We start from the raw sequence: 11,848 nt of genomic DNA, 5'->3' as shown, positions 1-11,848 counted from the left end.
CTGAGCCGGGCTTCCGGGTCGCCGGGGTACCGCCCCCACCGGCAGCCGGCTCCGAAAGCGACCTAAAGCCTTGAAATCCCGACGCCCGCGCATCATCTGTGAGCGCTTGCTCGGGTCGCATTGCCGCCCCAGCCCCCCTCGGGTAGACGTTACCTCATGAAATCACCTGCGAAAAAGCCGCCCGCCCGCGCCGGGTCCGAACTGATGAAAACTATCCACGTGCGCGGGGCGCGTGAACACAATTTGAAAAACGTCGATCTCGAGATCCCGCGTGACGCGCTCGTCGTCTTTACGGGGCTGTCGGGCTCGGGGAAGTCGTCCCTGGCGTTCGATACGATCTACGCCGAGGGCCAGCGCCGCTATGTCGAAAGCCTTTCGGCCTATGCCCGCCAGTTCCTCGAGATGATGCAGAAGCCCGACGTCGATCACATCGACGGTCTGTCGCCCGCCATCTCGATCGAGCAGAAGACGACGTCGAAAAATCCCCGCTCCACCGTCGGCACGGTCACCGAGATCTACGACTATCTGCGTCTCCTCTTCGCGCGCGTCGGCGTTCCGTATTCGCCCGCGACCGGGCTCCCCATCGAAAGCCAGACCGTCGCGCAAATGGTCGACCGCGTGCTGGCGCTGCCTGAGGGCACCCGCCTTCTGATCCTCGCGCCGGTCGTGCGCGGCCGCAAAGGCGAATACAAGAAGGAAATCGCCGAGTGGCAGAAGAAGGGCTACCAGCGCGTCAAGATCAACGGCACCGTCTACGACATCGGTGACGCCCCGAAGCTCGACAAGAAGTACAAGCACGACATCGACGTCGTCGTCGATCGCATCGTCGTGAAGAAAGACTTAGGCACCCGCCTCGCCGATTCCTTCGAGCAATCCCTGAAGCTCGCCGACGGCCTCGCGATTGCCGAATACGTCGACAAGCCCCTCTCGAAATCCGAGACCGAAGGCGCGAACAAGTCGAAGAACGATACGCACGAGCGGATCATCTTCTCGTCGCGCTTCGCCTGCCCCGTCTCGGGCTTCACGATCGACGAAATCGAACCCCGGCTCTTTTCGTTCAACGCCCCCGCGGGCGCCTGCCCCGTCTGCGACGGCCTCGGCTCCGAACTCCGCTTCGAGCCCGACCTCGTCGTGCCGGACGGATCGCTCTCTCTCGAAAAGGGCGCGATCTATCCGTGGGCGAAAACCGGCGTCTCGTCTCCCTATTACGAGCAGACGCTCGAGAGCTTGGCGAAGCACTACAAGATTTCGATGAAGACGCCGTGGGAGCGGCTGCCGAAGCACGTGCAGCTCGCGATCCTCTTCGGCTCGGGCGACGAAGACATCGTCTTCACCTACTGGGACGGCACGCGCAATTATTCGACCGAGAAGCCCTTCGAAGGCGTCATCGGCAACATCGCGCGGCGCTTCAAGGAAACCGACTCTGACTGGGTCCGCGAAGAGCTGTCGCGCTATCAGGCGGCGCACCCGTGCGAAGGCTGCGGCGGCTACCGGCTGAAGCCGCAGGCGCTCGCCGTGAAGGTTGGCGGCAAGCACATCGGCGAAGTCTGCGATCTCTCGATCAAGACCGCCAACGACTGGTTCGCGGAAATCCCGAAGACCTTCACCAAGCAGCAATCGGAAATCGCAACGCGCATCCTGAAGGAAATCCGCGACCGCCTGAAATTCCTGAACGACGTCGGCCTGACGTACCTCACGATGTCGCGCGCATCCGGCACGCTGTCCGGCGGCGAAAGCCAGCGCATACGCCTCGCGTCCCAGATCGGCTCGGGCCTGACCGGCGTGCTCTACGTCCTCGACGAGCCGTCGATCGGCCTCCACCAGCGCGACAACGATCGCCTGCTCGACACGCTGAAGCACCTCAGAGACATCGGCAACACCGTGATCGTCGTCGAGCACGACGAGGACGCGATCATGAGCGCCGATTACGTCGTCGACGTCGGACCGGGAGCGGGCATCCACGGCGGCCGCATCGTCGCGCAAGGCACGCCGCAGGACGTCATGGACAATCCGGCGAGCCTCACCGGCGAATACCTGTCGGGCGTCCGCTACGTGCCGGTCCCGAAGAAGCGCCGCGCCCCCGACAAATCGAAAATGCTCACTGTCACCGGTGCGCGCGAAAACAACCTGAAGAACGTCTCCGCCTCGATCCCCGTCGGCCTCTTCACCTGCATCACCGGCGTCTCCGGCGGCGGAAAATCGACGCTGCTCATCGACACGCTCTTCAAGGCCGTCGCGAGGAAGCTCAACAACGCCAAGGAACATCCGGGCGAGCACGACAAGATCACCGGCATCGAGCACTTCGACAAGATCATCGACATCGACCAGAGCCCGATCGGACGCACGCCGCGCTCGAACCCCGCGACCTACACGGGCGCCTTCACGCCCATCCGCGAATGGTTCGCAGGCCTCCCCGAAGCGAAAACGCGCGGCTACGAGCCGGGACGCTTCTCCTTCAACGTCAAGGGCGGACGCTGCGAAGTCTGCCAGGGCGACGGCGTCATCAAGATCGAGATGCACTTCCTGCCCGACGTCTACGTCACGTGCGAGGAATGCAAGGGCAAGCGCTACAATCGCGAGACGCTCGCCGTCACCTTCAAGGAGAAGTCCATCGCCGACGTGCTCGACATGACGGTCGAGGAAGGCGCAGAGTTCTTCAAGGCCGTGCCGTCGATACGCGACAAGCTCGAAACGCTCGCGCGCGTCGGCCTGGGCTACATCCACATCGGCCAGCAGGCGACGACGCTATCGGGCGGCGAGGCGCAGCGCATCAAGCTGTCGAAGGAGCTGTCGCGGCGCGCGACGGGACGCACGCTGTACATCCTCGACGAGCCGACGACCGGCCTCCACTTCCACGACGTCGCGAAACTTCTGGAAGTGCTGCACGAGCTTGCCGACGCGGGCAACACCGTCGTCGTCATCGAGCACAACCTCGAAGTCATCAAGACGGCCGACTGGGTCATCGACCTCGGCCCCGAAGGCGGCGACGGCGGCGGCACTATTGTTGCTGCCGGCACCCCCGAAGACGTCGCCAAGACCAAGGAAAGCTACACCGGGCAATACCTGAAGCCCGTCCTCGCGCGAAAGCCCAAGCCCGCGAACAAGAAACTGGCAGCGGAGTAACTTAGGAGATTAGGCTAAATGGCCCGGGCTTAGCAATCCGCCCCCGGCGTCATAGGGACTCCAGCTGTGGTTGCAAGATTCCCTATCTTATGATGTTAGTTCTTCAGTGAAATCCTATTGCTTAGCATTAGAGGGAAGATGTCTGTGGCAAATGGAGATGAACCCCTCATTAGTTTCCAACTCATTGGACTTCACGGATACAAAAACATCCGGCTCGATTTTCAGAACAAAACAAAAATTGTGATTGCCGAAAATGGCGCCGGAAAAACAATTTTTCTATCCTCGCTTGACGCATTTCTTTCGCGCAATTTTTTAAAACTATCAAATCTTCAGTTCGACCGAATAGAATGTGAACTGGCGGGACTACCACGTCCACTCATACTCCACAGAAATCAACTGCATACAATCAGCGAGGACGCTCAAAGGTTACTTCAAGAATTTACCCTGTATTCAGATGCGAGCGAAGCCGACGTACGCGACGCTGTCCGTCGAATAAAGCACCACGATTTTCGCGAAGTCCCAATATTTCACCGCGTATGGACGAATTCGCCCTGGTCATCCGAAGGGACATTAGATCGCATTCGTGTGCTTCAAACAGCTCTCGATGTTGATCATTCAGATGAGGCCGAGAACGTCAGCTCCACACTCAAAACCATTCTAGGATCCACCGAAACTCTATATTTACCCACCTATCGTCGTGTAGAACTATCGAGATCCAAACGCGAAAATCGACGCCTACACGGTCGCCCATCGCGACTACAACGAAGATCTCTTTCTGAGGAGCCTTTTGAGCAACCTCTTTCCACGTCAGGCATCAACTATGGCTTGGCTGACGTCGAAGACAGATTGGGGTATCTCACCGAATACATACAGCGTCAGTCAAATATCGGTTACCGCAAAATTAGCGCAGCCATTATCGACGATTTGCTCGCAGGCCGTTCTGCAGTTCGTGATGCGCAGCATGAACCGCTTCCAGAAATTGACACGCTGAGATTATTTTTTTCCCGAATCGAACAGTCATCAAACGATGCAAAACAGCGGCTTGATGCTATTACAAACCTTTACAATAGCGGCCAAATAAATGACGTGGGCCACGAGCCTTTGCGTTATTTCCTGGCGCGACTTGCGAAGGTGGTGAACCAAACCAAGGAAGTTGAGTCGGATATAGAAAGATTCGTTCAGATTTCGAATGAATATCTTAGCCGCTCTGGTGACCAGAAGCTACTTCTGTACGACGCGACTCAGATGAAAGTCAAAGTCATGAACGTCTGGACAGGGACTGAAATTCGGCTGGACGATTTATCATCTGGAGAAAAACAAGTCATTTCTTTATTCGCGCATCTCTACCTGAGTCAAAGGCAGAAAATCGTTTTGATTGATGAACCAGAATTGTCATTATCAATAGAATGGCAGAGACGGTTGTTACCAGATGTTGTCAACTCCCCAACTTGCCTTCAGCTGCTAGCGATTACACACTCTCCCTTTGTTTTTGAAAACGAGTTAGATGCATGCGCGAGTCCGTTCGACGTCACGCGCACCCGCAATGAAACAATAGGATCCTGAAATGTCGTCTTTGGTCTCAGATCTAAGACGGAGTAGGAAAAGTCCAATTGTTCTCAAATTACAGATTCTAGCTGTTCGATCGCGTGAGAAAACAAAGCCGATCTTTGTATTCGAGGGCTTCGAAGATATTGGACCTTATTGCGTATGGATATCGCGTTGTGACGACTCAATCATTTTCGAACCCATACTCGCAAACGGAAAAGATCAAATACTTATATTCAGATCGAAATTTGCCCCTCACGACAAGCAGTTAAGCCAGGGAGTGCATTTTTTCGTCGACCGCGACTTTGACGATCTGAAGGGGCAGTCACAAAGTTCCGACATATTCATGACTGACATGTACTCGACCGAAAACTATCTTGTTTCACCAAAAGTTCTCTCAAGTGTTCTTATCGATGAATTTAAATGCATCGGCGAACAAATTGATCGAGCGCTTTCTGCCTTCGCTAAAGACTTAGAGAGTTTTTGCGAAGGTATGTCGCCAGCAAACAGGCGCATTTTCTATGCTCGCCGACTCTCAATCGGATTGATAGGCAGCGGAATTGATAATCGTCTCGCCAAATACGTTTCGACGGAACTCGCGGCCGTCAGAATAATAGCGACCTCAGACGATTTGAAGGCTTTGATCCCCCTTATGCGCGAGCCTGGAGCTGAAGAGACAAAGCAAATCGATCTAGAGTTTGAGGGTCTGGATTCGCCCTCCCGACATCGGGGCAAATTTATCTTGGCATTCTTCCTGAAATGGCTTGAACTGTTAGCTGTAGAACGCCAGGCAGGTAGCAGAGGGATATTCGACAACTCGGTTCGACTTCATTTTTCCACCCAACACCTCACTATGCGATCTCTTGCGACAAGGTCCGATGTACCGCAGGGACTGAGTGATTTTTTGAGACAAGTTGGGAAGCGGAACATGGGTCCAGCTTAAATATCCTGCTCTCTATTTTGGTTGCGCATCGCGACTCCGCTCTGCAGAACAGACCGCGATGCGCGGCGCTTGGTTAACCCCCACAAAAAACTTATCCCCGCCCTCTCCGCATCCCCAATAATCCCCTCACCCATCCGGCAAGGGCATCGCACGAGGCGTCGCGCGGCGCTCGGATGGGGCAGCCTCACCCGCGAGCCCTTACTTGTCTGCTTCTGACCCAAATCGGACACGCATCGATGGCCATGCGGTGCGCCTCATAAATCGCACTGCGGGAAATATCTGTGCCGGCAACGGTCCTTTACTTGGCAACCGCCAAGCACTGGACTAGCGTTCGAGTAGATTTGTCCGCACGGGGGGTTGCAATGCAGGTTTTCAAGTTAGGCTTCGTGGCCGCGGTCATGGTAGGCGCACTTTCCGCGATGGCTCAGGCAGCCGAATGTACGAGGGTCGGAGCCATTGGCGATAACGTCACCCACGATTTGGCAGTTCTGTTCTCCACAAACGCACTTAAGAATACGATTGCCGGGCGAGGGCTTATAGGGAAGGGGCCCGTGAAAACCACCTGCACCGGCTCGGGGATGATCGAGTGTCACTCCTCGCAGATGGCCTGCAAGGGCGGGACGCCCGCAACCTGCTTAGGCGCCTGGCTTTGCTTCTGAACGCGGAGTTAGACGTGGACTCGTGATGCTTTGGGCTACTTTTGGCCCGAAGCAGACCACTTAACCCGCGCTCTCAATTTGCACCCAGCGCCTTCTACGTTCCCCCAAAAAAAACTTATCCCCGCCCTCTCCCCATTCCCGATAATCCCCTCACCCATCCGGCAAGGGCATCGCGTGAGGCGTCGCGCGGCGCTCGGATGGGGCAGCCTCAACCGCTTTGCGAGCACGCGCGCGATGCGGACAAGACGCGACATTCCCGCGCCTTCCGGCCGGCTCGCCGGAGGCGAGTCGGAAGGCGCAATCGAAAAGGCGCGCTAGATGGAGCGTTGGTTGACCCGCCGTGACAGCTCCTCGGCGCTCTCCTTCCGCTCGCTGTAGCGATCTACGAGATAGTCCGCGCGGTCGCGGGTGAGCAGGGTGAACTTCACCAGCTCCTCCATCACGTCCACCACGCGGTCGTAGTAAGACGACGGCTTCATGCGGCCGTCCTCGTCGAACTCGGTGAAGGCCTTCGCCACCGACGATTGGTTCGGAATGGTGATCATCCGCATCCAGCGGCCAAGCACGCGCATTTGGTTCACGGCGTTGAAGGACTGCGAGCCGCCGCTGACCTGCATCACCGCGAGGGTTTTGCCCTGCGTCGGCCGAATGGCGCCGGAGGACAAGGGTATCCAGTCGATCTGGGACTTCATCACCCCGCTCATCGCGCCGTGGCGCTCCGGCGAGCACCACACCTGTCCTTCAGACCACGCTGCAAGCTCGCGCAGCTCCTGCACCTTGGGGTGCGTTTCCGGCACATCGTCCGGCAGTGGAAGCCCGTGCGGGTCGTAGATCTTGGCTTCGGCGCCGAAGTGCTCCAGCAGGCGCGCCGCCTCCATCGTGAGGAAGCGGCTGTACGACCGCGCGCGGAGCGAGCCGTAAAGAAGAAGGATGCGCGGCTTGTGGCTTGCCGTGGCGGCGAGCTTCTCGGCGGCCGGAATGTGCAGATGATCATGGACGACGTTGTGCAGGTCATCCGCGCCGTTGTTGGCCATTACGCTATCTTCCTTGTCAGCACAGTGTTGGTCTCTCTTCTAGGTGAAGGATGGAAGAGCCATCCAGCCACGAGCATGGCGAGCAGCGCACCCGCGAGCTGCGCGGCAATGAAGGGTGGAACGTCGGCTAAACGGATGCCCGCGAAGGTGTCGGAGAAGGCGCGGGCAATCGTCACCGCCGGATTGGCAAACGAAGTCGATGCGGTGAACCAATACGCGGCCGTGATGTAAAGACCGACGTTGACCGCCATGGCCTTGGGTCTTGCCTGCAGCGTGCCGAGAATGGTCAGCAGCAGGCCGAAGGTGGCGACGCCTTCCGCGAACCATTGACCGGTTCCGGTCCTCGCCTTCGTCGCCATCTGCATCAGCGGCAGGTCGAACATCGCGTGCGCCGCAGCCACGCCGACAAGACCTCCACAGACTTGCGCCAGGACGTAAAGGAGCGCGAGGCGGAAGCTGATCCCGCCGCGCAGGCAAAACACGCCTGAAACGGCGGGATTGAAGTGCGCGCCGGAAACAGGGCCGAGGACCGTGATCAACACGACGAGAATGGCTCCGGTCGGAAGCGTGTTGCCCAACAGCGCGAGAGCGTCATTCCCGGCCGAGAGCTTGGCGCCCATGATACCGGAGCCGATGACCGTGGCGAGGAGCATCGCCGTGCCGAGGAACTCCGCGCCAAGACGCTGGCCAAGGGCATACGGTCCCACGTCTCACGCCCTCTCAGGCGTCACGTCGATTTTGGCCCGCAGCGCGCTCGTGTCGTAATTGAGTTTGTTGAGCAGATTGATCGCCAGCGGATGCACTTGCCCCTTGGGCATGCTTCCGGCGCTGTAGCCTTTGAATTTTCCCGCGCCAACGCGGTTGATGATGGCCTCGGCGATGATCGAACGGGCGGAATTGCCCGTGCAGAGAAAGAGAACGTTGAGGGGGCGGTCTTCGGTCATTTCGCATCTCCCTTACACAACTTGCGCGCTTTCTTGATCGTTGAACCGCAAAGCTCCGGCTGACCCTGGCAGCAGTCTTCCGTCAGGAACGTCAGCATCTGGCGAACCCTGTCGAAATGCACCGCATAGCGGATGTAGCGGCCGACCCGCGTGGCGTGGATGAGGCCCGCACGGTCCAGCTCCTTCAAATGGAAGGAAGCCCCCGTTGGGGTCGCGCCGACGGCATCGGCAATCTCTCCTGCAGGCAGACCGGAAGGGCCTTCCCTCACCAGAAGGCGGAAGATGGCCAAACGCTGGTCATGGGCCAGGGCGGCAAGGCAGGTCACGGCGTCTTTGCTGTTCATAATTACACACTACAACATTTGTTGAATCATGCAAATGTAAAAATGGATCGAGACGAAGCATTCGAGGCGCTCGCACGAAGACCCAACGCCGCGGAACATTGGTTGGCGCAACCGACTCGCGTTCCGCGAGCCGGCCGGTTGCGCACGCTTATTGCCTTATTCGAACTTCAATAATGCATGAAAGAAGCAACATTCCCGCGCCTTCCGGCCGGCTCGCCGGAGGCGAGTCGGAAGGCGCCCACAAAAGACACTTCCCCATGTCGGAACTGGACCGGCGAGACCGTCTTAAGAAAACCAAGCACCTAAGCGATCGAAACGTCTCTCAGGGAGGACACCGCGTGCCCAAGAACACGATTTGCGTCTGGTACGACAAGGACGCCGAAGCCGCCGCCCACTTCTACGCCAAGACCTTCCCGGACAGCAAAGTCGGCGCCATCCACTACGCGCCGAGCGACTACCCGTCCGGCAAGAAGGGCAACCCGCTGGTGGTCGAATTCACCGTCGCCGGCATCCCGTGCATGGGCATCAATGGCGGCCCGGAGATAAAGCACAGCATAGCTTTCTCCTTTCAGATCGCCACCGACAATCAGGAGGAAACCGACCGTTATTGGAATGCCATCGTCGGCAACGGCGGCAAGGAGAGCGAGTGCGGGTGGTGCAGCGATAAATGGGGCGTCAACTGGCAGATCACGCCGCGCGTATTGATGGAGGCGCTGGCTGCCGGAGGCGACGAAGCAAAGCGCGCGTTCGAAGCCATGATGACCATGCAGAAGATCGACGTCGCCGCCATCGAAAAGGCCCGCCGCGGCTGACGCCATCGAGTCCGCGCCCGCGATCACTTACCTCCCCCTTGCGGGGAGGGTGGCGCAAAGCGCGGCTTCCGGCCGGCTCCGCGGAGCGGAGTCGGAAGCCGCAATCAAAAAGCGCCGGGTGGGGGAAGCGGCCAGCAGCGCACGGCGGCCGGCGCGCGGAACGCGTGTCGCCGTGCGCCAACTAGAAAAATCTACCTAGAAACATCGCGGCTTCATCCGAGATCCCGACGATCTTGTTCGTCGCCTGCCGGTAGAATTTGAAATTGAGCTCGGTCTCCGGACGGCCGTCGTTCCAATCGGAGAAAGCCTTGAGCTTGGCACGACCCAGCGGCTGCTTCGCGAGCGCTGTGCGGCGGATCGTGACGCTCACGCGCGGAGTTTGCCGCTCGACACCGGGCTTCCTCGGAGTCGCCTCAGCCGAAGTGACGACGCCGCGCGCGATGAGCCCCTGCCCACCCTCGTTCTCGCTCGCGAACACGAAAATAACGTCGCCCTCGGCGATGAGCTTCCCGCCGTACATCGTCTTCTGCGCGACGAACACAAACGTCCCCGCACGCGGATCGACAACCTCAGCCTTGATCGCGAACGCCATGCTTCCTCCGCTGCACCGAGGTCAAGGAAACCAACACGGGACAGTATCATGAAGCCGGTGCTGGCGAGAAAGCCGAAGCCTGCGAGCAAGAAGCAAGCGGCGGAATAACTTACCCTCCCGCTTGCGGGGAGCGCGGCGCGCAGCGCCGGGTGGGGCCGGCAAACGAAAGTACGTAGCCTCTCGCGAACCCTTTGCCTATTCGGGCAGGGCGGACACGTCTACGTATCGAACTGCTTGTATGAATACGTCGTCTTGGCCTTCTTTTCTGCTGCACTCAATCGGCGGAAAAATCCGGGAAAGTTGGTCATGGCGTGCTTGAGCGCCTTAAGGGTATAGGGAATATGCACCACACAGGCCTTATCTCGAATAATGGCAGGACACAGGTCAGCATCCTGTCCATTCGTTTTGTTAAGATTGGCCGCGATAATGGGTAGGCCGAGATCAAGCGCGAGGTCCAATTCCCATCGAATGTATTTGTAAAGATTTTTCGTTTTTTCGCCGATCAAAACAACAACCGCGTCTGATTCTTCCATCCGCTCTCGCAACTTCGACTTAACATATTGCTCGTATTGCGCACGCCCGCTCATTGAGTCCAGATCGTGAGCATCGTTATAGTCAAAATCGATATTTTTATTTTCTTTCCATCCCTTAATATAGGCGTATGCCCACTTGTCGTTGTCGCCATCGAAGACGATGTATGCAACATTAGCCACAGCCCCCCCCTTAATCCGATTGTCTCGCAATCCAAAGAGTGTGCTCTCGCGAAAACGCCTTCTCTGCATCATTCACGAACTCTGAAAAACTCGCTTCATTGGTCACAGCGTCCGCCATGGGACGGATCAATCCTATTTCGTGGGCAGCAACCGTGTAAGCGGCGGCGAGCTCATTGAATTTTTTAATCTGCATCCAACCAACAATAGACGTGGCAACGACGATCAGCGGTTCAATCGGCCAAAACTTCCAATCGGGATAAGCAATGCGAGATAGGACCATACTGCCCGCGAGAACGTAAGCGATGCCGCTTATCCAAAACCACAACTTTGCGCAGTCTCGATTGGTCTTTGACTTGCGATTGTACCAACCGCGCTGTTCATCTACGCGGTGTTTAAGGTAATAGGTCATCCGATCGACCCGCTTTAGCCCTCGCACCTCGACCATAGCTTCTGTTATCTGATTGTTGCCCGACCAGTCATTGGTTATCTGCTTTGCCACATCCTTGTTCTCACGAAACATTTTGTGCAGTTCGTCGCGTAATTTTAGCTTAGCAGTCGCTTCATCACCCTCAAAAGGCGTGGCTCGCATCATGTAGCGCCACGTTAAAGTTTTCACGCTCTCAGCGAGTGCGCGACAACGATACCACCACTGCTCTGGCTTGGTCTGCGCCCGACTCACGAGGACGAGCAAACCCACGAAGAAAACACCTGCGTAAAGCACGCCATAAATAACATCGGTAAAAAAATTCATTGAGAATACGGCCGCGAGGAATAGTACCATGTACTCTCCACGGATAAGCCGCAAGAACTTGGACTGATACAGGTTAGAGGCTGCATCAGCGTCAAGGAATAAAGCAGGATAGTCTTCTTGCTTCATGTCGTCTTCGTCCCCCAGCGAAGCGTGCTCCGCAAATATGATTCAAGCTGGGCCCCATTACAACAATCGCGGAATAAAGAAATGAACGCGGAAGTGCAAAACGTAAAATAACTAGCTTTGCAAGCGAAGTATCGATTAGCACGGATCCGATCCGGCGAAGAGACGGGAATTTCTGGATGAGATCGAGAACAAAAATGAATCTTAGCATCCGTGCACTAGTGACAGGATTTATTTTCCTGCCAGGAATCTCTTATGCATCATG

At 57.3% G+C, this 11,848-nt stretch carries 10 protein-coding genes and 1 pseudogene; 4 read left to right on the top strand and 7 right to left on the bottom strand.

Features of this window, described 5'->3' with window-relative positions:
* Positions 1 to 204 precede the first annotated feature (204 nt).
* The 3 genes from uvrA to BM399_RS05505 all read left to right on the top strand — a co-directional run bounded on the left by uvrA (position 205) and on the right by BM399_RS05505 (position 5,611).
* Positions 205 to 3,123, top strand: coding sequence for an excinuclease ABC subunit UvrA (gene uvrA, locus BM399_RS05515; RefSeq protein ID WP_092866388.1), 2,919 nt, complete (start codon positions 205 to 207; stop codon positions 3,121 to 3,123).
* A gap of 138 nt (positions 3,124 to 3,261) precedes the next feature.
* Positions 3,262 to 4,686 carry an AAA family ATPase gene (locus BM399_RS05510; protein ID WP_092865268.1) on the top strand — a complete coding sequence of 475 codons (1,425 nt, stop codon included), beginning with the start codon at positions 3,262 to 3,264 and terminating at the stop codon, positions 4,684 to 4,686.
* A gap of 1 nt (position 4,687) precedes the next feature.
* A complete protein-coding gene (locus tag BM399_RS05505; RefSeq protein ID WP_092865265.1) occupies positions 4,688 to 5,611 on the top strand; it encodes a DUF4435 domain-containing protein in 924 nt (307 codons plus the stop codon).
* Between the two features lie 973 nt (positions 5,612 to 6,584).
* Here BM399_RS05505 and arsH read toward each other — a convergent pair.
* From arsH to BM399_RS05480, 4 genes and pseudogenes are all read right to left on the bottom strand, one after another.
* Positions 6,585 to 7,304: an arsenical resistance protein ArsH gene (gene arsH / locus BM399_RS05495; RefSeq protein WP_092865258.1), complete on the bottom strand. Its 720-nt coding sequence runs from the start codon at positions 7,302 to 7,304 to the stop codon at positions 6,585 to 6,587.
* The gene (locus tag BM399_RS05490) at positions 7,304 to 8,011 is read right to left on the bottom strand and encodes an aquaporin (protein WP_092865255.1); all 708 of its coding nucleotides are present in this window, start codon (positions 8,009 to 8,011) and stop codon (positions 7,304 to 7,306) included. Before BM399_RS05490 ends, arsH begins: the two co-directional genes overlap by 1 nt.
* A gap of 30 nt (positions 8,012 to 8,041) precedes the next feature.
* A pseudogene (locus BM399_RS05485) lies at positions 8,042 to 8,248 on the bottom strand (arsenate reductase/protein-tyrosine-phosphatase family protein); the annotation flags it as partial.
* Positions 8,245 to 8,592, bottom strand: a complete 348-nt coding sequence (locus tag BM399_RS05480) for an ArsR/SmtB family transcription factor (RefSeq protein ID WP_092865252.1) — start codon at positions 8,590 to 8,592, stop codon at positions 8,245 to 8,247. The gene BM399_RS05480 and the pseudogene BM399_RS05485, both read right to left, overlap by 4 nt.
* A 338-nt stretch (positions 8,593 to 8,930) precedes the next feature.
* Here BM399_RS05480 and BM399_RS05475 point away from each other — a divergent pair, with 338 nt between their 5' ends.
* The gene (locus BM399_RS05475) at positions 8,931 to 9,404 is read left to right on the top strand and encodes a VOC family protein (protein ID WP_244531084.1); all 474 of its coding nucleotides are present in this window, start codon (positions 8,931 to 8,933) and stop codon (positions 9,402 to 9,404) included.
* A 181-nt stretch (positions 9,405 to 9,585) separates the two neighbouring features.
* Here the strand turns inward: BM399_RS05475 and BM399_RS05470 are convergent, their stop codons facing one another.
* The 3 genes from BM399_RS05470 to BM399_RS05460 all read right to left on the bottom strand — a co-directional run bounded on the left by BM399_RS05470 (position 9,586) and on the right by BM399_RS05460 (position 11,586).
* Positions 9,586 to 9,996 carry a hypothetical protein gene (locus BM399_RS05470; RefSeq protein WP_092865249.1) on the bottom strand — a complete coding sequence of 137 codons (411 nt, stop codon included), beginning with the start codon at positions 9,994 to 9,996 and terminating at the stop codon, positions 9,586 to 9,588.
* A gap of 218 nt (positions 9,997 to 10,214) precedes the next feature.
* Positions 10,215 to 10,709, bottom strand: a complete 495-nt coding sequence (locus tag BM399_RS05465) for a TIR domain-containing protein (RefSeq protein WP_092865246.1) — start codon at positions 10,707 to 10,709, stop codon at positions 10,215 to 10,217.
* Between the two features lie 10 nt (positions 10,710 to 10,719).
* The gene (locus BM399_RS05460; RefSeq protein ID WP_092865243.1) at positions 10,720 to 11,586 is read right to left on the bottom strand and encodes a DUF4231 domain-containing protein; all 867 of its coding nucleotides are present in this window, start codon (positions 11,584 to 11,586) and stop codon (positions 10,720 to 10,722) included.
* Positions 11,587 to 11,848 lie beyond the last annotated feature (262 nt).

The sequence above is a fragment of the Hyphomicrobium facile genome (assembly GCF_900116175.1).
In the GTDB taxonomy this organism is placed as follows: Bacteria; Pseudomonadota; Alphaproteobacteria; order Rhizobiales; family Hyphomicrobiaceae; genus Hyphomicrobium_B; species Hyphomicrobium_B facile.
The sequence above is the reverse complement of the archived record's forward strand: the minus strand, read 5'-3'. Positions and strand labels throughout refer to the sequence as shown.

What these genes read in the sequence shown, in the direction of transcription:
- BM399_RS05460 (WP_092865243.1), bottom strand. Translation starts at nt 11,586, where the DNA reads ATGAAGCAAGAAGACTATCCTGCTTTATTCCTTGACGCTGATGCAGCC.
- arsH (WP_092865258.1), bottom strand. Translation starts at nt 7,304, where the DNA reads ATGGCCAACAACGGCGCGGATGACCTGCACAACGTCGTCCATGATCAT.
- BM399_RS05510 (WP_092865268.1), top strand. Translation starts at nt 3,262, where the DNA reads ATGTCTGTGGCAAATGGAGATGAACCCCTCATTAGTTTCCAACTCATT.
- BM399_RS05470 (WP_092865249.1), bottom strand. Translation starts at nt 9,996, where the DNA reads ATGGCGTTCGCGATCAAGGCTGAGGTTGTCGATCCGCGTGCGGGGACG.
- uvrA (WP_092866388.1), top strand. Translation starts at nt 205, where the DNA reads ATGAAAACTATCCACGTGCGCGGGGCGCGTGAACACAATTTGAAAAAC.
- BM399_RS05480 (WP_092865252.1), bottom strand. Translation starts at nt 8,592, where the DNA reads ATGAACAGCAAAGACGCCGTGACCTGCCTTGCCGCCCTGGCCCATGAC.
- BM399_RS05505 (WP_092865265.1), top strand. Translation starts at nt 4,688, where the DNA reads ATGTCGTCTTTGGTCTCAGATCTAAGACGGAGTAGGAAAAGTCCAATT.